General features: G+C 66.8%; 17 protein-coding genes and 1 pseudogene. 6 read left to right on the top strand and 12 right to left on the bottom strand.

The window, feature by feature from the left end:
* The 3 genes and pseudogenes from A9W99_RS02010 to A9W99_RS02020 form a co-directional block, all read right to left on the bottom strand.
* The coding region (locus A9W99_RS02010; RefSeq protein ID WP_082929801.1) for a hypothetical protein at window positions 1–1,297 on the bottom strand (1,297 nt) is incomplete at its 3' end.
* A 208-nt stretch (window positions 1,298–1,505) separates the two neighbouring features.
* Window positions 1,506–3,372 (bottom strand): annotated as a pseudogene (locus A9W99_RS02015) (Hsp70 family protein).
* Between the two features lie 154 nt (window positions 3,373–3,526).
* Window positions 3,527–4,753, bottom strand: coding sequence for a hypothetical protein (locus tag A9W99_RS02020; protein ID WP_067372645.1), 1,227 nt, complete (start codon window positions 4,751–4,753; stop codon window positions 3,527–3,529).
* 39 nt (window positions 4,754–4,792) lie between these two features.
* Between A9W99_RS02020 and A9W99_RS02025 the strand changes: the two genes are divergently transcribed.
* Both A9W99_RS02025 and A9W99_RS02030 read left to right on the top strand, forming a co-directional pair.
* Window positions 4,793–5,413, top strand: coding sequence for a TetR/AcrR family transcriptional regulator (locus A9W99_RS02025; RefSeq protein WP_067372648.1), 621 nt, complete (start codon window positions 4,793–4,795; stop codon window positions 5,411–5,413).
* Between the two features lie 27 nt (window positions 5,414–5,440).
* A complete protein-coding gene (locus tag A9W99_RS02030) occupies window positions 5,441–5,917 on the top strand; it encodes a nuclear transport factor 2 family protein (RefSeq protein WP_067372651.1) in 477 nt (158 codons plus the stop codon).
* A 75-nt stretch (window positions 5,918–5,992) separates the two neighbouring features.
* Here A9W99_RS02030 and A9W99_RS02035 read toward each other — a convergent pair whose 3' ends face one another.
* Together A9W99_RS02035 and A9W99_RS02040 are read right to left on the bottom strand one after the other, a co-directional pair.
* Window positions 5,993–6,649, bottom strand: a complete 657-nt coding sequence (locus tag A9W99_RS02035; RefSeq protein ID WP_067372655.1) for a L,D-transpeptidase — start codon at window positions 6,647–6,649, stop codon at window positions 5,993–5,995.
* Between the two features lie 4 nt (window positions 6,650–6,653).
* The gene (locus tag A9W99_RS02040) at window positions 6,654–7,346 is read right to left on the bottom strand and encodes a phosphatase PAP2 family protein (protein ID WP_067372658.1); all 693 of its coding nucleotides are present in this window, start codon (window positions 7,344–7,346) and stop codon (window positions 6,654–6,656) included.
* A gap of 47 nt (window positions 7,347–7,393) precedes the next feature.
* On the opposite strand from A9W99_RS02040, the gene A9W99_RS02045 reads away from it, so the two are divergent.
* The 3 genes from A9W99_RS02045 to A9W99_RS02055 are packed head-to-tail and all read left to right on the top strand — an operon-like array spanning window position 7,394 to window position 10,008.
* On the top strand, window positions 7,394–7,879 hold the full coding sequence (locus A9W99_RS02045; RefSeq protein WP_067372661.1) for a hypothetical protein: 486 nt from the start codon (window positions 7,394–7,396) through the stop codon (window positions 7,877–7,879).
* 28 nt (window positions 7,880–7,907) lie between these two features.
* Window positions 7,908–8,603 carry a 5,6-dimethylbenzimidazole synthase gene (bluB, locus tag A9W99_RS02050; RefSeq protein WP_067372664.1) on the top strand — a complete coding sequence of 232 codons (696 nt, stop codon included), beginning with the start codon at window positions 7,908–7,910 and terminating at the stop codon, window positions 8,601–8,603.
* Between the two features lie 7 nt (window positions 8,604–8,610).
* Window positions 8,611–10,008: a sulfatase gene (locus A9W99_RS02055; protein ID WP_067372667.1), complete on the top strand. Its 1,398-nt coding sequence runs from the start codon at window positions 8,611–8,613 to the stop codon at window positions 10,006–10,008.
* Between the two features lie 102 nt (window positions 10,009–10,110).
* On the opposite strand, the gene A9W99_RS02060 is transcribed toward A9W99_RS02055, so the two are convergent.
* The gene (locus tag A9W99_RS02060) at window positions 10,111–10,890 is read right to left on the bottom strand and encodes a trans-aconitate 2-methyltransferase (protein ID WP_067372669.1); all 780 of its coding nucleotides are present in this window, start codon (window positions 10,888–10,890) and stop codon (window positions 10,111–10,113) included.
* 179 nt (window positions 10,891–11,069) lie between these two features.
* On the opposite strand from A9W99_RS02060, the gene A9W99_RS02065 reads away from it, so the two are divergent.
* The gene (locus tag A9W99_RS02065) at window positions 11,070–12,257 is read left to right on the top strand and encodes a S9 family peptidase (RefSeq protein WP_156622905.1); all 1,188 of its coding nucleotides are present in this window, start codon (window positions 11,070–11,072) and stop codon (window positions 12,255–12,257) included.
* 169 nt (window positions 12,258–12,426) lie between these two features.
* On the opposite strand, the gene eccE is transcribed toward A9W99_RS02065, so the two are convergent.
* From eccE to A9W99_RS02095, 6 genes are read right to left on the bottom strand one after another with little or no spacing between them, the layout of a single operon-like run.
* Window positions 12,427–13,413 carry a type VII secretion protein EccE gene (gene eccE, locus A9W99_RS02070; RefSeq protein WP_067372672.1) on the bottom strand — a complete coding sequence of 329 codons (987 nt, stop codon included), beginning with the start codon at window positions 13,411–13,413 and terminating at the stop codon, window positions 12,427–12,429.
* Window positions 13,410–14,816 carry a type VII secretion-associated serine protease mycosin gene (gene mycP / locus A9W99_RS02075; RefSeq protein WP_067372675.1) on the bottom strand — a complete coding sequence of 469 codons (1,407 nt, stop codon included), beginning with the start codon at window positions 14,814–14,816 and terminating at the stop codon, window positions 13,410–13,412. The genes eccE and mycP overlap by 4 nt, the downstream gene beginning before the upstream one ends.
* Window positions 14,813–16,258, bottom strand: a complete 1,446-nt coding sequence (eccD, locus tag A9W99_RS02080) for a type VII secretion integral membrane protein EccD (RefSeq protein ID WP_156622906.1) — start codon at window positions 16,256–16,258, stop codon at window positions 14,813–14,815. The genes mycP and eccD overlap by 4 nt, the downstream gene beginning before the upstream one ends.
* A 53-nt stretch (window positions 16,259–16,311) precedes the next feature.
* The gene (locus A9W99_RS02085) at window positions 16,312–17,187 is read right to left on the bottom strand and encodes an ESX secretion-associated protein EspG (RefSeq protein ID WP_067372678.1); all 876 of its coding nucleotides are present in this window, start codon (window positions 17,185–17,187) and stop codon (window positions 16,312–16,314) included.
* A 10-nt stretch (window positions 17,188–17,197) separates the two neighbouring features.
* Window positions 17,198–17,488, bottom strand: coding sequence for a WXG100 family type VII secretion target (locus A9W99_RS02090; RefSeq protein ID WP_067238882.1), 291 nt, complete (start codon window positions 17,486–17,488; stop codon window positions 17,198–17,200).
* 38 nt (window positions 17,489–17,526) lie between these two features.
* A complete protein-coding gene (locus A9W99_RS02095; protein ID WP_067238878.1) occupies window positions 17,527–17,820 on the bottom strand; it encodes a type VII secretion protein EsxS in 294 nt (97 codons plus the stop codon).
* Window positions 17,821–17,830: the final 10 nt, after the last annotated feature.

The raw sequence follows: 17,830 nt of genomic DNA on the forward strand, positions 1-17,830 counted from the left end.
GCGGCGCGGCCGGGGGCGGCGGAGGCGGCGCGGCCGGCGGCGGCGGAGGCGGCGCCGCCGGGGCGGGGGCCTGCTCCCGCGGCGCCGGCGCACGCGTGGCCGGGGCGCGAGCGGGGGGGGGGGCCGCCGCGGCCGGTATCGGCGCCACGCTGGGCGGGACTTGTTCCGCCGGGGACGGCGGCGGGGGGGCGGCGACTGCTGGCGGAAGCTCAGCGGGAGCGACGCTTGGTGCGGGCGACGGCGCGGGCGGAAGTTCAGCCGGCGCCTGGCTCACCGGGGTGGCCACGGCTCCGCCATGCCTGTGTTGCGGAACGGGAGGCGGCCGGTCGGACGTCAGCGTGAGGGCCAGCACCGCAGCCGCGGCCGCGGCGCTACCAGCGAGGGTGCCACCAACCAGTACCAACGGCCTGCGCCGTCGCATGCGCAAATCGTCGGCTTCATCAGCCAGGGCACTGTATGCGCGAACATCATCGCCCAAGTCGGCGTGGGCGCTGACGTCGAGGTAGGTCGGACTGAGCGAGCCTGGGTTCACCTCTCCGGTTCCCGGGTCCAGAGCGTAGGCCAATGCGGCCGTGGAGGACGCGAACAGCGGCGCATTCGCCGACGCCAGCGCCGCCCCGCGGGCGAGTGCCATGTCGGGCTCCTCGGGAGCGGTCACGTCAAGCGGGGCCGACGCCTCGAGCGCGAGCTTGAGCGGGACGATGTCGGTTCCACAGCCGATCAGGAATACACCGTCGGCCCGCGATCCCCGCGCGTCTAGACCCGCGATCATCGTCGCCAGCCGAGCCGCGACGCTGGGTTGAGTGTCGCAATGTCCGTCATCTTGTCCGTCACCGTCCAGGGACTGCCGGTGCAGGTCGACGATCGACCCGTCCGCGACGTCGACCACGGCCAACGTCACGTTCGTGGGCTCCACGAACAACATCGCGAGATGCTCGTACCCGAGCGAGACGCCGACCGTCTGCGCCAGCGCGGCGGCGGCCAGCAACGGCGAGACCAGCATCACGCCCCTGATGTCGAGGGCGGCGAGCTTGTCACGCAGCACGGCGACCTCGGCTGGGTCCGTCCAGGTCACCCCGGTCGACGTCAACTGGCAGCCGCCCTGCACCGCGCCTTCGCGGGTGCCGATGATCGCCTCGATCACCTGGTCGGCCACCGCGCCGGGCGGGGCCGACTGTCCTGCGGCGTCAACCTCGAAATTGTCCTCTTCGACGGTCACGCCGTCGGCATTGTCGCCCTCAATCAGTACCAATCGGACCGTCGTAGGTTCCATCGATACGCCAAGTACGATGTCCACTACTCCTCCAAAGACCCCTTTTGCCGCTCTGCCGGCTAGCTGCCGTCGCGACGGGTCAGTGGCTCCGAGAAAACCCCGAACCAGGCTCGGTGATTAGCTCAGCACCCGAAACCCCACCGCACTGGATACACCAACGGTACCCGCCTGCGGTCGGGCGAGCTTCGCCTGATCGAGGAAATTTCGCCTGATCGGCGAAACCAAGACGTCGTCAGTAGCCGGGACCCAGGTACGGGTTCTGCGGGTACTGCTGGACTGGCGCAGGATTTTGCGGGGGCGGCACCTGGCTCTGCGGAACCGGGACCGGTATGGGCACCGGAACCAGGGGGATACGCAACCATTCGGTCGTCATCGGCACGGTGGTCGTGGTGGTGGTGGTCGTAGGCGGCTCGGTGGTGGTCGTCGTGGTCGGTTCAGTGGTAGTCGTCGTGGTCGGCGGAGTGGTGGCCATCGTGGTCGGCGGAGTGGTCGACGGCGGGGTGGGACGCACCGTCGTGGTGTGCGGCGCAGTGGTGGCGACCCGCGGCGGCGCGGTAGGCGTCACCACCGGCGGGGGCGGCGGCGTGGGCGACGGCGGCGGTGGTGGCGTACACATTGACCGGCGTCGAAAACCGCCAGGCGCCGACCGTGCCCAACACTGCTCCCCTGCCCGCCCCGCCTGTCAGTTCCCTTGCGCCCCGTCCGGTTCCGCCACCGCCCTCAGCTACGCCACCGCCGATCGCGGTCACGGCCACGACCGAGCACAGCCCGATGACCAGTTGCGAGAACCGGAATCGCCGCCGTCGTGCCTTCGGCGGATCGATGATGTTCAGGCGCATCGACCACGGGGAAGGACCGTCTTCGTCGTAGGAGTCGACGGGCAGGCGAGGCGGCGCCTCGCCGGGAAACTCGGTCTGAGACCACGCCAACTCACGGTCGGTCATGGCATCCTCGTCGATCACCATCACGTCGCCGGCCGGCAGCTCGATGACACTCGTACCGGCTGCCGCCGTCGCCAGGCCGATCGACGTCCGGGTCCGCGACTCCAGGTGATCGCGGCCCGAGGCGAGCAGCAACGCACCGGTCGCCGCGGCCAGCTCCGGCTGCGACGGAGACAGCACCGGTATCCGAGCGTGTCTCGAAAGGCGATGTGTGACAAGCGGAATGCTGGCGCTGCCGCCGACGGCGACCAGCGCTGCCAGCTCCGGCCAGCCCTTCTTGCAACGCACCAGCAGATGGTCGAACGCGTAGATGAAGCTGGTCAGCCGATCCTGGATGAGATCCTCGAGCTGGTCCCGAGTTATCTGGATGCTGCAGTTGTACCCGCGGAAGCTGGTGGTCAGTTCCGTGACCTGGTCTGTAGACAAGCGCTCTTTGGCCGCACGACATTGTTCGGTCAGCTCACCGATCCCCCCGGACGCCTGGGTGCTGGCCGGGTCCATATCGCCGCTGTGGCCGAGTTCCTCGAAGACATGCAGCAGCAATGCTTGATCGACCTCGTTGCCGGAGAAGTCCCGGCACCGGATCGTGGGGCTGACGGGCTCGAAGTCCGTACCGAGTTTGATCAGCGTGGCCGAGGTGCCCGCGCCACCGAAATCGAGCAGCCCGACAACGCCATCGTCCGGCAGTCCCAGTTCGCAGTCCACCGCAGTCAATGCCGCGACAGCGTCCGACACCAAACGCGGTGCCATCCCGCTCCGCACGAAGCCGACATGGGTGCGCAGCCCGTCCCGCAGGGCCTGTACCGTTGCCGGTTTCCAGTACGCGGGCGCGGCAATGGAGATCTCTGAGGAACTCGCATCCGCGCCGGCGGCGTTGACCATAGCGTCCAGGGCTTCGACCATCAGCAGGTCCGGGTCGTGAGCGGACCCGTCGCTGGACACCAGTGCGACCGAGCCGCCGATGCGCTCGACAAACCCGCTGACCAGCACACCGGGTGCGGAAAGGTTCGGGTTCTCCGCGTCGTTCTGGGACACACCAACTTTCGGTGCGCAGTGCGGATAGAGCGTGAGCACAGCCCGACGTGTGACCGGCGGACTTGCGCTACGTGCTGCGACGAGGTTGGTGGTTCCGATCGACAACCCAAGAGGGTCGTACATAAAGCGAAAACTTTCGTCGATAGGGGTCTTTGGCCAGCGTCAACCTTATCCGCGGACAGGTCCGATGCGGTTGGGTCGCAAGCCCATTGGTACATGGTCGATGCCGTGTCGTCACCGAAGCGGTACCGCCAACCCCTTGACAGCGGGCGTCAGGTCATACCACGGTAAGTGGCAGCGAACGCCTCGGCTCGAACTGGAACGTCGAGCCGCGACTGACCTTGGCCACCATGACCTCTGGCAATTCGGTTGCAGCGGTTTCAGATTCGTCGAACTCAGCAACCCAGTCCGTGCTGGTCCCGCTGACCTGAACCTGGATATGCGGGTTGACGGCAGTGGCGATCGCCTGCAACGGTTTCACGGATTCCGGTGAACACAGTGAAATCCAAGCGCCGTCGTCGTGAGCCGGCGAGCGTTGTACCACAAGGCGGTTCGCATTCACGTCTGCTACCACGTAACCGGCCGGGTTCAGCAGCGGGTGTAACTCCAAAACCCGTAGCACACCGTCTGTTCCGGCGGGCAGCTCGAGAGCTCGGTGAATGCGCTCGGCTGCGACGCCGGCCAACCCGATCAGCTGCTGGGTGTCTATCGAGGTCGCCATTTCGTCGTCGCGGGCCCGCTTTCGCACTGCGATCGCGTACGAGAGGTTGAGCATGTGCATCTGCAGGCAGACCTCGTCGGCCACCCGTACCAACGCCGAGTGCGAGTAGGCGCCGAAGTCGAAATCGGACATCAACGGTCCCGAGTAATCTGCCTGCCCCTCGTCAGACCGATCGACGGGGTCGAGTTCCCATGTCGCGGCGCGGGTTTTGCGAATGACGTCCACCGCCGGAATGGTCTCGGCGACCGGGTAGGACTCGTCGATGATGACGGTCCACGCGCAGTGCGGGTGCCGATCTGCCGGCGTCCGAGGCGGCCGGTGGATGGGCCGCATCTGCGCGTGCGGGTTGACGGCCGCGGCCGTGGCGTCGAACGTCGGGTCCTCGATGGTATGGCACATGCCGCGGACGTACTTGTCGCCCATCGGTTCCACGTCAAGCAGTGCCCCACAATGGTCGAGATGGAATTCTCCGTGCCAGCGGTCATGGATCGTGTAACGGAAATCCATGAATTGTGGCGGAGCCCCGATGTCGAGCTGTATGCCCTTGAAGATGGTGGGCACGTCGTCGCCTTCGAAGTTCAGTGCTCGCTGCATGCGCTTGGTGTAGACCGGGCTGGCGCCCGCCCATTCCTCGATGGCGATCTGCAGCATTTCCTCGTGGCCGAACTCCTTGATGCACCACGCCATGCCGGAGCGGTCGATCAGCTGCCCGATCAACAACAGCTCGGGTACCAGGACGGCCAGCTCCGCACGGGACAACCGCGCGTATCGAGATGCGCTCACTCGCCCAAAAATAGTCAAATTTATGTTATAAAGTCAACAATGTCCATTACCGCAGGCCAGGCCCGCTCGATCAGCCCGACGCGGCGTACCAGCGCGCCGCGCAAGCGCGGCGACGACACCCGGTCGAAGATCATCGATGAGACGGTCCGCTGCATCGTCGAGGAGGGATTCGCGGCAGCCACCGCCAAGCATGTAGCCGAGCGCGCCGGCGTGACGTGGGGCGTCATTCAGTACCACTTCGGCGACCGCAACGGCATGCTGATGGCGGTCGTCGACGAAGGGGTTTCCAGGCTGGTCGAGAGCCTGTCATCGGCCGATGTCAGCGAACTACCGCTGCGCGAGCGCATCGAGGTCGTCGTGGACACCGCCTGGGCTTGCTACAGCAGTCCCACTTCACTGGCGGCCTTCGAAATCCTGCGGGCCATCCGCGGCGGGCCGGACCAATCCTCGCGCCGCCACCTGCTCGAGATGAACGAGGCGATCGGCCAGCTCGGCCGCCTGATAGCCGATGATCCGGCGAATTCCGGTGTGGCCGACGTCATCTGGGCCGCACTGCGCGGAATGGTGCTGGCGCAGATGATCATCGGCACCCCGATCGACTGGTCTCAGGAGCGACGAACGCTGATCGACATGGTCACCCATTACCTGGAGAGCAGTTGACCTGTCGCCGTATGCTGCAATGACCTGATGAGCCTTAACGATGCAGCGACCGATGTAGAAGCGATCAAGCGGGTCAAGTACCGGTATCTGCGTGCGCTAGACACCAAGCACTGGGACGACTTCGCCGACACGCTGACCGACGACGTGCGCGGCGACTACGGATCGTCGGTCGGTAAGGAGTTGCACTTCACCAACCGCGCCGATCTGGTGGAATACATGCGTTCCGCCTGCGGCCCCAACGTCGTCACCGAGCATCGGGTGACCCATCCCGAAATCGACGTGACCGGGGATACCGCGTCGGGCAGTTGGTACCTGCAGGACCGGGTGATCGTGGCCGAGTTCAATTTCATGCTGATCGGTGCGGCCTTCTACCGTGACCAGTACCGCCGCAGCGACGGCGAATGGCGAATCAGCGCCACCGGGTACGACCGGACTTACGAGGCGACGATGTCGTTGGACGGCTTGAACTTCAAAGTCAAACCCGGCCGCGCGATGGCCGACTAACCACCGCGAGCAGACGCAAAATCGCCCAATTTGGTTGGGAATTAGGGGATTTTGCGTCTGCTCGCCGGTGAAACGCTACTTGGCGATCGCGATCACCGCACCGGGCCGCAGCCACCGGATGATCTGCACCAGCGTGGCGTCGTCGATCGCCACACAGCCTTCGGTGGGGCCGCCGTCGGTGGTGTGGAAGAAGAACGCGGCGCCGCCGCCGGGCACCTTGTTCTTATTGACACCCATCACCACCGCGTGCTTGTACTGCGGAATCTGCAGATTCTCACTCTCAGCGGTGTTGAACGGGCACTTGGATTTCTCGCACACCTGCATGGTGTTGAAGGTGGGGCTGTGGTCATCTCCGCTCCACCAATGGTTGGGTCCGACTTGCGTATACGGCAGTCCCCCACCGGGATTCGGCGCGGTGCCGAACGCCGAGTCCAGGCTGTAAACCCCCATCGGGGTGGCCGGGTACCCGCTCTTGGCCTGCGGAGCCAAGCCGGCAGAACCAATGTGGGTGGGAATTCCCGTCTTGACCGGTTGCCAGCCGGCAGCCGTGCGCTGATAGACGTCCATCTTCGCGTTCGAACCGCCAGTCCCCACAACCGAAATCACTTGTGTGGCATTGCCAACCGAATTTGCGAACCAGGGGCTGCCGACCGCGCAACTCACCGGGGCAAGCAACAGCCATGCGCCGAGCAGGGACGCCGCAGCGCACAGCAGAGCTCCCAGTCGGCGCATCCGTTCATCGTCGGATGGGTTCCACCGCTGGGTCAAGTAAATGTTCAGACCCGGTTCGGTCACCCTGTCGTGACCTAACGGTCCACCCAATCACCCACAGGCACAACAGGAAATACAGATAGCCCAGCGCCCAGCCGGCCAGCACGTCGGACGGATGGTGCACGTTCAGCGCCACTCGGGCACTGCCGACCGCCAGCACCCAGACCGCCCCGACCGCGACCGCCGTCCACCGCCACCACCCACTGAGCACTGGCAGGACAACGGTGAGCAGCGCCAGCACCGCGGCCGTCGCCTCCAGCGCGTGCCCCGACGGGAACGACGTCTGCGGCACGGCTACCAACGCGGTGACCGGCCGCGGACGGCCGGCCAGATCCTTGGCCGTCGACGTCACGAAGGTGGTCAGCGGCAAACAGGTCAGCAGCAACAGCGCGGCCCGCACATTGCGCTTGACCGCCGAGACCACCGCGCCGACCATGCCGACAATCCGCAACGGGATTGGGCCCAGGATGAACGACACGGCGTCCCAGAACCGCACCCAGCCCGGATGCTTGACCCCGATGGCGTGCGCAGCATTCAGCAACGACCAATCGACGGTGTGCAGCCAGCTCCAGTTCTGGCGATAGCCCAACCACATGCCGGTGTAGACCACGACGGCGAGAACAGCGCAAGAAACGGCAAGGATTCGGGGGCGGGTCACCCCACTATCGATACCAGCACGGATGCCAGGGTCCGTCATACTGTCGTATGGCGGTTTATGTTCGCAAGCTGTTCGGCATCGGCAAGCTACCCGCCGATCTGCGTGCCGAGATCGAGGCCGAAGACCCTTTCTATCTTGCCGAGTACGTCGCGGTCACCAGGCGGTTCAGCGGCGCCATTCCCGGTCTGCGGGCCTCACACACGGTCGGCAGCTTCGTGGGTTCGCTGGCCTTCACCCCCGAGCGGGTGCTCGCCACGCTGTCGGTGGTGCCCCGGTTGGCCGGCCGCATGATCGACGTGCGCTGGGACCAGGCGCAGCGCGGTGGCGCCGCCACCGCCGACATCTCGCCGACCGGGCTGCAGCTCGATCTGGACGTCGCCCACGTCGACCCGAAATTCAGCGGTCAGCTCTCGCTGCACTACAAGGACGCCATCCCGGATGACGTGCTCGCCCGCCTGCCGAGTCGATCGCTGGTCTTCGACGTGCCACCCGAATACGTGTTCCGCGCGGTCGGCGTCACGTTCAGTCCGTGATCGTGATCCGCGGCCCGGGCTTTCTACGATGGCTCTCGTGCCCCCCTATGCGTTCAGTCCGCAGGAGCGCCAGGCCGTCTACCGGGTGATCTCGGAACGACGAGACATGCGCCGGTTCGTGCCCGGCGGGGTGGTAGACGAGGATGTGCTGGCACGGCTGCTGCAGGCTGCGCACGCCGCACCCAGTGTGGGCCTGATGCAGCCGTGGCGCTTCATCCGGATCACAGACGAGCTGCTGCGCGCGCGCATCCACGCGCTGGTCGACGAGGAGCGGGGGCTCACCGCGAAAGCCCTGGGGCCGCGCGCGGAGGAGTTTCTGCAGCTCAAGGTCGAGGGCATCCGCGAGTGCGCGGAGCTTCTCGTCGTGGCGCTGTGCGACGAGCGCGCCGCGCACGTCTTCGGCCGTCGAACGCTGCCGCAGATGGATCTGGCGTCGGTGTCATGCGCCATCCAGAATTTGTGGCTGGCGGCGCGGTCCGAAGGCCTCGGCATGGGTTGGGTTTCCCTTTTCGATCCGCAACGGCTGGCAGACCTGCTCGGCATGCCCCCCGGCGCAGAACCGGTGGCCATCCTGTGTCTGGGACCGGTACCGGAATTTCCGGATCGGCCCGCGCTGGAGCTGGACGGCTGGGCGTATGCGCGGCCGCTGGCCGAGTTCGTTTCCGAGAACCGATGGGATCACGGCTCAGGTATCGTCGCCGGACGAGGTGACGGGAAGGATTGAAGCTGTGATGGCCGGCCGTGACAATGTGCTGTTGGTGCACTGGCACGACCTGGGGCGCTACCTCGGCGCCTACGGGCACTCCGATGTGTCCAGCCCCCGGCTGGACCGGCTTGCCGCAGAGGGCATCTTGTTCACCCGGGCCCATTCCACCGCGCCACTGTGCTCGCCGTCGCGGGGATCGCTTTTCACCGGCCGCTACCCGCAGAGCAACGGACTCGTCGGTCTGGCCCATCACGGCTGGGAGTACCGCGCCGGCGTGCGGACCCTACCGCAGATCCTGTCCGAGTCAGGCTGGTATTCAGCACTTTTCGGGATGCAGCACGAGACGTCCTACCCGAAGCGGCTGGGCTTTGACGAGTACGACGTATCGAACTCCTACTGCGAGTACGTCGTCGAGAAGGTGCAGGAATGGCTGCGCGGCGGCACGCCGGTGAAGTCCGGTCAGCCGTTCCTGTTGACCGCCGGATTCTTCGAGACCCACCGGCCCTATCCACCGGAGCGCTATGAACCGGCCGACAGCGCGGCCGTCAAGCTGCCCGACTATCTGCCCGATACCCCCGAGGTACGCCAGGACCTCGCCGACTTCTACGGCTCCATCGCCACGGCCGACGCGGCCGTCGGCCAGCTGCTGGACACACTGACCGAGGCCGGCTTGGACGCCAATACCTGGGTGGTGTTCCTCACCGATCACGGTCCGGCGTTCCCCCGCGCGAAATCGACGCTCTACGACGCCGGAACCGGCATCGCCATGATCGTCCGTCCGCCCACCGGCCGGGCGTTGGCACCGAAGATCTACGACGAGCTGTTCAGTGGCGTCGACCTGGTCCCGACGGTGCTGGACCTACTCCGCATCCATGTGCCGGCCGATGTCGAGGGGGTGTCGCACGCGGCCCGGCTGCTCGCGCCCGACGAGCCAGCCGATCCGGTCCGCGAGCACCTGTACACCATGAAGACCTATCACGACGCGTTCGACCCGATACGGGCAATCCGCACAAAGGAATACAGCTACATCGAGAACTACGTGCCGCGACCGTTGCTGGACCTGCCGTGGGACATCCAGGAAAGCCCGTCCGGTCTGGCGGTCGCACCTTTGGTCACGGCGCCGCGCCCGGAGCGCGAACTCTACGATCTGCGCGCGGATCCCACCGAGACCAACAACCTGCTTACCGGTGCTGGCTCCGAGGATTCCGGGAAGATTGCCGAGATCGCGGCCGATCTGGCTGTGCGCCTGCATGATTGGCGCCAGCGGATCGACGACGTGATACCGTCGGATTTCGCCGGCTCCCGTATCGCGGCGCGCTACACCGAAACGTATCTGAAGACCCACCATGCGAAGGTGACCAGCCGCTCGGCGATCGCCTTCGACCGCGGTATTGAGGAGCAGCCCACGCAGACCCGCCGGTAACCGCCGTCAGCGCCGAGATCGACGCTGGCGCGACTCCTACTCGGACATTTCCGCGCTACCGTCAATCTCGGTGCAACTCAGTGAAACTTCGTCAGATACGCCCTAGCCGGCGCGGCGCGATCCGATCTGGGCGACGACGAACACCCGCCGGAACGGAAAGATCGTGGTGCCGTCGGCCCGCGCCGGGTAGGCGTCGTCCAGCAACGGGATGAGCTCCTGACGGAAATGCTCCCAGTCCTCGTCGTCGAGCCGCTCGCGCACCGGGACCAGTGCGGTGCCGGTGATCCACTCCAATACCGGGTGCTCACCCTTGAGTTGGTGTAGATAGGTGGTCTCCCAGACGTCTACCCGGCATCCGGCGTCCATCAGCAGATTGGCGTAATGCACCGGTGGTTGTACCACTGCCCCAACTCGAAACGGTATGTCGCGCATGATCTTTGCGTAGGGCTCCCGACGGGCCAGGGCTCGCACGGCGGCATGCGACGGCGTTTCGAAGTTGCCCGGCATCTGCACGGCGATCCACGAGCCCGGGGCGAGCTCCCCGGTCCAGCGAAGCAGCAGATCGGCATGCTCGGGCACCCAATGCAGGGCAGCATTACTGACCACCACGTCGGTGTCGGGCTTGGGCTTCCAATTGCGCAAGTCCCCGGTGGTGGCGTCGATTCCACGTTCCCGGGCGGCGGCCACCATCTCCGGCGAGCTGTCCAGCGCCTCGATAACCGTGCCGGGCCAGCGCTTGGACAGGTATTGGGTCAGATGGCCCGGTCCACAGCCGAGATCGACCACCCGCCGCGCACGTTCGGCGCCCACCCGCGAGAGCAAGTCGTAAAACGGGCGGCTGCGATGGTCCGCGAAGGCCAGGTAGACGTCGGGATCCCACATGTCGGTCCTCCTGATCAACACCGTCGCTCATCGCCACGGTTAGACAAACCGTATTACCGAATGGTTCCCGCATGTGCACTACCGGGGTAGCAAGGCAACGACACCGGCCATATGCGCAGGCGGCGCCGTTACGACGGGATACCATCGCGTGCATCGGCAAGAAAGGCGAGCTGACACCGATGTCCGACGCAGAACCGATCGATCCGCCCATTCCCGATGTACCCGGCGCTGACGTGCCGGCCGGCGCCGAGGGACTGCCGCGACGCTCCGACCTGCCGCTGGGCCAGCGCCTGGTCGTCGACACCTCGGCGATCGGCGACCTCGCGATGCGTACCGCCGTCGCATCGGTGCTGACGACGACAGTGGCGCCGGTCGTGGTTGCCAACGTCCTGCGCCAATCCGGTAGTGAGCGCGGCAAGCTGGGTTTCTATGCCGAGCTGGCAGCCGAACGGGATCCGGCGAAGTCGTTTCCGGCGCCCACCGAACTGCCGCGCGTTTCGTCGCACCGGGCCAACGTGATCGCGGAGCGCATCGCACACGGCACCGTCGAGAACATCGAATTCGCCAGCAGCTTCAGGGCGATCAATCCCGCACTGCGCAAACAATGGAGCCAGCTGCGGTCCAATAACATCGTGCGGGCGCAGCATTGGCGCCACGACGACGGACCACGTCCCACCCTGTGCGTCATCCACGGCTTCATGGGTTCGTCCTACGTGCTCAACGGCTTGTTCTTTTCGCTGCCGTGGTATTACCGGTCGGGCTACGACGTGCTGCTGTACACGTTGCCGTTTCACGGCCGGCGAGCCGAAAAGTACTCGCCGTTCAGCGGTTTCGGCTACTTCGCCCGTGGGCTGAGCGGTTTCGCCGAGTCGATGGCCCAAGCCGTGCACGACTTCCGTTCCGTCGTGGACTATCTGCGCCACACCGGTGTCGAACGGGTGGCGTTGACCGGCCTTTCGCTGGGTGGCTATACCTCCGCGCTGCTCGCGACGGTCGAAGACCGGCTCGAGGCCGTGATTCCCAACTGCCCCGTCGTCACCCCGGCGAACCTGTTCGGCGAGTGGTTCCCGGCCAGCGAGCTGGTGAAGCTGGGGCTGTGGCTCACCGGCATCGACCGCGGAGAATTAGACGCCGGGCTGGCATACCACTGCCCGCTGAGCTACCTGCCGGTTGTCCCCAAGGAGCGCCGGATGATCATTACCGGCCTCGGCGATCGGATGGCTCCGCCGGAACACGCCGTAATGCTTTGGGAGCATTGGGATCGTTGCAGGCTGCATTGGTTTCCCGGCAGCCATGTAATGCACATCAGCCAGCTGGACTACCTGCGGCGGATGACCCCGTTTCTGCACAGCTTCATGTTCGAATAGTGGCGATCGCAAGCGCGGCGCAGCCGGGCGCGGCGGGTCGCCACCATCGGGACTAGTGGCGATCGCAAGCGCGGCGCAGCCGGGCGCGGCGGGTCGCCACCATTGGGACTAGTGGCGATCGCAAGCGCGGCGCAGCCGGGCGCGGCGGGTCGCCACCATCGGGACTAGGTCAGCTTCGAGGAGCGGCCTCGGTCAGCGGTGCACGGTGGGCACCGGTGAGCGGAGTAGGCCAATTCAGGCTTGTCAGCAGGTCGGCCGGCGCAGCAGTGTGCCCGTCGAGGCGCCGAGTGGACAACGGATTCAAAGTCGTCAGCGCCGGCAGCTGATTCCCACGCTGCGGAACAAGGCCGGCCAGCGGCGGCGCACTGCCCGGCTGGCGTTCGGTGCGAAAGGCGCACGCGGCGGCGACCGTGTAATTGGTTGGCTCGCCGGCGATCTCGAGCGCGGTCCAGGTCTCGCGAGAGGGATGAGACCGAATCGCCTGCAGCGTCTCGGGCAGCTCGCCATCCACGGCGACCCGGTATGCCGCCAGGTAGTCCGACCCCTGCGGCAGCCCACGCCACTTCTCGCGTGCCACCGACGTGACCAGGCGCGGGGCTTCTTCGGCCCCGACAACGCCGGCCTCCCAGCCGATCTCGCGCAGGTGGTCTGCGAGCCGGCGGGCCGCGACCTGCGTGGTCTGGTGTAGCGGGATGCGCGACGACCGGGCCTGCAGCGCCGCCAGGTTGTCGACCGCCGATATGGTCAGACCGACCCAGGTCTCCTGGGTACCAGATGCGTTGCCGCGGCTGGTGATTCGCACCTTGTCGGCACGAATGCCGTAGCGGTTCAGGTAGCCGGCGACCAGCGGGAGCGGGAAGACATCCGGCCCGCCATCGGACGGCCCGACCCGCAACAGCGCTGTCGCGCTTGTGTCACTGCTGAATTCGTGGGCGTGGTGCCTGCGCCGGAAGAGCATCGCCAACCGGCGGCCCAGGATGGTGGTGAGGTGCAGCCCGCGCCACCAGCTGAACAGCACGATCACGACTGCGGCGGCGATGCCGATCAGCCAGTAGTCGCGGTTGGAGTTCCACGGGTAGGCCATCGCCGCGGGCACTACGGCCAGCAGTGCGAGCGTGATGCGGCCGGTTCCCGGCCACACGATGGATTGGCTCACGAGGTGGAGTCCTTTCGTCGGCGCGAGGTGATCGCGACGGCCACGGCGACGGCCGCGACGACCAGAGCCAGCGCGGCGGTCCCCGCGAAGGCGACGACCCGCGGTCTGTTGTCCTTCGGCGCCGGGGCCGGGGGAATGGCGACCGGCTTGACCGGCGCGGCACCTCCAGCCGGACCGGCGGGCAGCTCCCATGTCAACGCCGCCACCGGGTCGACACTGCCGACGCCGACGAGGTTGGAGGGGGCCCTGGCGCCATTGTGGGCGGCTGCGGTGATGCGGTGCACCACCTGCTCTGCGGTCAGTGCCGGATACTTGCTGCGCACCAGCGCCGCGACGCCGGAGACGTAGCCGGAGGCGTAGCTGGTGCCGCTGAGCGGTATCAGCCTCTGGTGCTCGTCGGGCAGGCCGTTGGCCAGGCCGCCGCCGTCGCGATTGCTCACCGACGCAATGTTTTCGCCGGGTGCAGCGATACCGACCCAGGGCCCGGCCATGGTGAATCTCGATGGCTTCCCATCCGGTGTCAAGGAGGACACCGACAACACGTACGGCTGCCACCACGATGGGATCGAAACGGACGTGACCCCCGACCAGTTCCGCGGATCCTGCGGCCGCCCAAGGTCGGTGAGCGGGTTGGAGTCGCAGGAAGTACCGCCGGTGACCGATCCCGTCGGCCCGGTGTTGCCCGCCGCGGCCACGATTACCGCGTCTTTGTCCACCGCCGCGTACCGCAGGGCTGCGCCGAGTGCGGTCTGGTCGATGGGCCGGTCGGCGGGCAGGCAGGTTGTCGACGAAATGTTGATCACCCGGGCGCCGAGGTCGGCGGCATGCACGATCGCGCGGGCCAGCGTCGCAACGTCCGAAGTCGCTTGCGCCAGAAGCGGATCGCCGCCTGGAGTCTTCGGCGAGAACTTGGCAGAGGTCACCCGCAACGACACCACCCGAGCCCCGGGGGCGACGCCGGAGAAACCGTCGTCTGCCGGCTGTCCGGCGATGATCCCGGCGACCAGCGTGCCATGCCCGTCACAGTCGGTCAGGCCGTCGGTCGTTTCCACATAGTCGCCGCCAGCGGTGACGTTGGGCAGCCGCGGACCAGGCCGCACCCCGGTGTCGAGCACGGCGACCAGCTGGCCCTCGCCGCGCGAAAAGCGCCACGCGCCAGGCAGATCCAGCATCGTCTGGCTCGGCGTCGCGATGCCGGCGTCGGTGCCCGGGATGGTTCCAGAGGTGCTGCACGGGCCGCGTTGCTCCATCGGCTGTCCAGGTCCCGGGGCGCCGCTCGGCGGCGGTACAGCCGGGTCGACCTTCGGACTGGTGATGGCGACTGCCGACGGGCATGTCAGCGCGACGACGACCGTGAGGGAGGCCAAAGTCGCTGCGAGACGGATTGATCCGGCTCGGATCATCGATTCAGTACCCAGGCGAACAACCCGACCAGGTAGGCCATCACCGGGATCAGCGAGGCGTCCAGGCCGGCGGCGACGAATCCCAGCAGGCGGCGCAGCGGCAGCGAGTAACTCTCCGGCGAGGCGATCCGCGGGTTCAGCGCGACCACCACCCACACGAACAGCAGCGCCGCGAGTACCAGGGCCGCCCCCAACGCGGCGACATAACGTCCGGTTGCCGTGTAGAACACCAACAGCACACCGGCGACTAGATACGGCTGGGCGAGCAGCCAGGCCTTGCAGGCGGCCGAATCCCACACCCTGGCGCGCAGCGTGGCGGTGGCTGCGGTGGCTCCCACCACGTACCAGCCGAAGCCACTCAACGTCTCGGGCCGCAATGCGATCGCCACCGACCCCAGGACGCTCAGCAGCACGGCCGCAGCGATGAACCCGTTCTGGTGGGCATCGCTGACGCGCACCCGCCGCGGCAAATCCCGCAGCACCCGCAACGACGGCGCCGACGGCGTGGGGTCACCCGGCGCCGGGATGACGGGGAGCGGGAAGCGGGCCCACAGCGCCGACAGCTGAGCCGCTTGGATGGTGATCAACAGCGCCGCCACGATCAGACCGCAGCCGATGGACAATACCGGTAATTGCCAAAGCAACTCGGCACCGGCCGCCAGCCCGACCACGGTTGCGACGACTGCCGAGGCTGTGAAGAAAGCGACGATGCGCTCACGCCCCTCGCCGGGCACCATCAGCACGATCAGCGACCACGCGGCGACGCCCGCTGCGGCCAGCAGCAGCTGCGCCGCACCGAACTGCCCGGGCACCGCCAAAGCCAACGCGGCACCGATCGGCACCAGCGCCGCGACCGACAGCGCGATCCCCGCGGCCGCCGAACGCGTTCTGACGACCAGACCGGTCACCGCGGCGACCACCGCGACCGTACTGACCGCAAGCAGTCCGGCCAGGCCGTGCGTGGCGACCCGGTAGGTGACCGCGAGGCCGGTTGCAAGCAGGGTCACGACGATCGCCGCCGCCAGCGCACCACGCTGGATATGAGCTGCGCCCCACGGCTTTAGCCGCGAGGTGGAGAAGATCATCGCGGCGTCGGCGATGTCCTCGACGATGCCGGGTGCGGCCGGACCGACGGGCACCGACTGCAGCGCAAGCAGATCACCGTCGACGACACCGACGGTGTCCAGGCTGGCATCCAGGCTGAACGGCGCACCGCCGATCGGGGCCAGGCTCAGGTGGGTAGCCGCATCAGCCGGATCCCCGGCGTCGCCGTCGGAAGCGGCTGGAGCCGCCAACCGGTGTACCGCGGGCAGGATTTCGCGCAGTGGCAACTCCGCGGGCAGGGCCAGTTCCGTCAACCTGCTGTCCGCGAGAATCGCGACGCGGACGATCGGCATGACGGCGCCGGACGTCACCGGACCTCCGTCGAGGTTTGCGGCCATTGGTGAGACATCGTGCTCTCTTCTCTATCTGTTTGGTGCTATGACGATTGGGCTTAGGACGATTGAACAGAGAAATCTCGGGACAGCCGCTGGCCCGGGAACCATTGGCTGTCAGGCAAACTGGCGGTCAGCTGTTCAACCGCGACCGCGATCGCAAATGGTGTGCCAGGGCTGAAGGTGGAAACCCACTCCCCGTCGAATGCGCGGGACGGGCTCACCAGCACCCGGCCCACGGTGGTGTCGACGACGCTCATCCCGACTTCGGTGGTGGAGTGCCGGCCGTCGCGGCGGCACCCGGCGACGACCTCGACATAGCTGCACGGGCCGGTGAACACCGACTCCACCACCGCGCGAGCTGACGCCGGGATACCCAGGTACTCAATGACTTCCGCGAGCGGGGTGCCCGACCTCAGCCGCTCGTCTGCACGGGCGCCGACCCGCGTCGGCATGCTGAACTCGTCGAACCGCGCGGGCGACCGCTGTGCCAGGCCGACACAGAGCACCGGGACCAGCGCCAGCGGGCCGTCCACCTGCATCGCGGTGATGGTGATCAATTGCGCACTGCGCAGCGCGACGACCGTCTTCGGGATGCCGTTGGTGGTGGCGCCGCGGTGGGCGACCAACCCGCGCAACAAGCCTGCGTCGGCGGACCTGGAGGGGCCCACGAAGCGCAGGTCGAGCCACCGATCGGCAAAGCAGACCACTCGGATCCAGTCAGCGACCGCGGGATTGATGGTGCCGTCGGCCGATATCAGACCCATCTCGGTCAGCTCGGCCCGCTGACGGTCGAAAAACGCATTCCGCTGCGCGGCATCGCGGTACGGGGTGGTGATCGCCAGCACCCATGGGAACGAGCCCGCCCCAATGGTTTCCGCGATGAACCATGCGTGATCGACCGTCAGCTCGACGGCATTCGGTTTGACGCTCATCTAGCCGGTACTAACCGCCCCATTTGGCGGCTTCGGCCTGGTCACGCGCCATCATCGCCATGGTGTTGGACTCATGGGTGGTGGCCATCGCCTGGTAGGCGCGCACCAAGTCGTCCATAGCCTGGTTCCACTGGACCTGCCAGGCCTGGTAGGTCATACCGGTGGTGCCCTGCCAGGCGTTCGACAGGATGGCCTGCTCGCTGGCGATGTCGGCACCGAGGCCTTGCAGTGTGCCGGCGTAGCCCGCCATATCCCCGGCGTGGCCCAACATCGCCGGGTAGTTGTACATGATCTGCGACATCAGAATGTCCTTTCGGGTCAGCGATTAGTAGGTGCGGGTCAGAATCCGGTGTAAGTCGACGCGGCCGCGGCGTCGGTGGCCACATATGTACCGGCGGCGGCACCAAGATTCGTCTGCGCGATGTCCAGCAACGTGTTGACCCGGGCTGCTACCTCGACAAAGCGAGCGTGCGCAGCCTGGAACGCCACCGCGGACTCGCCCTGGTGAAACGCCTGCGCCGCCAACGCCGCCTGCTCAGCCTGACCAATGGTGTGCCGCATCAAGGCCGTCTTGGTGCCAAACTCCGACTCAGCCGCTACCAACTGCGGAATATGAGCGTCCAACATACTCATAATGACTTGT

It is taken from the genome of Mycobacterium sp. 1164966.3 (assembly GCF_001665395.1).
Lineage (GTDB): Bacteria > Actinomycetota > Actinomycetes > Mycobacteriales > Mycobacteriaceae > Mycobacterium.

Coding starts and splice junctions, on each gene's coding strand:
- A9W99_RS02095 (WP_067238878.1), bottom strand. CDS start 17,820: ATGAGTATGTTGGACGCTCATATTCCGCAGTTGGTAGCGGCTGAGTCG.
- A9W99_RS02030 (WP_067372651.1), top strand. CDS start 5,441: ATGAGCCTTAACGATGCAGCGACCGATGTAGAAGCGATCAAGCGGGTC.
- A9W99_RS02035 (WP_067372655.1), bottom strand. CDS start 6,649: ATGCGCCGACTGGGAGCTCTGCTGTGCGCTGCGGCGTCCCTGCTCGGC.
- eccD (WP_156622906.1), bottom strand. CDS start 16,258: ATGGCCGCAAACCTCGACGGAGGTCCGGTGACGTCCGGCGCCGTCATG.
- bluB (WP_067372664.1), top strand. CDS start 7,908: ATGGCTCTCGTGCCCCCCTATGCGTTCAGTCCGCAGGAGCGCCAGGCC.
- A9W99_RS02065 (WP_156622905.1), top strand. CDS start 11,070: ATGTCCGACGCAGAACCGATCGATCCGCCCATTCCCGATGTACCCGGC.
- A9W99_RS02055 (WP_067372667.1), top strand. CDS start 8,611: ATGGCCGGCCGTGACAATGTGCTGTTGGTGCACTGGCACGACCTGGGG.
- mycP (WP_067372675.1), bottom strand. CDS start 14,816: ATGATCCGAGCCGGATCAATCCGTCTCGCAGCGACTTTGGCCTCCCTC.
- A9W99_RS02025 (WP_067372648.1), top strand. CDS start 4,793: ATGTCCATTACCGCAGGCCAGGCCCGCTCGATCAGCCCGACGCGGCGT.
- A9W99_RS02060 (WP_067372669.1), bottom strand. CDS start 10,890: ATGTGGGATCCCGACGTCTACCTGGCCTTCGCGGACCATCGCAGCCGC.
- A9W99_RS02085 (WP_067372678.1), bottom strand. CDS start 17,187: ATGAGCGTCAAACCGAATGCCGTCGAGCTGACGGTCGATCACGCATGG.
- A9W99_RS02045 (WP_067372661.1), top strand. CDS start 7,394: ATGGCGGTTTATGTTCGCAAGCTGTTCGGCATCGGCAAGCTACCCGCC.
- A9W99_RS02090 (WP_067238882.1), bottom strand. CDS start 17,488: ATGTCGCAGATCATGTACAACTACCCGGCGATGTTGGGCCACGCCGGG.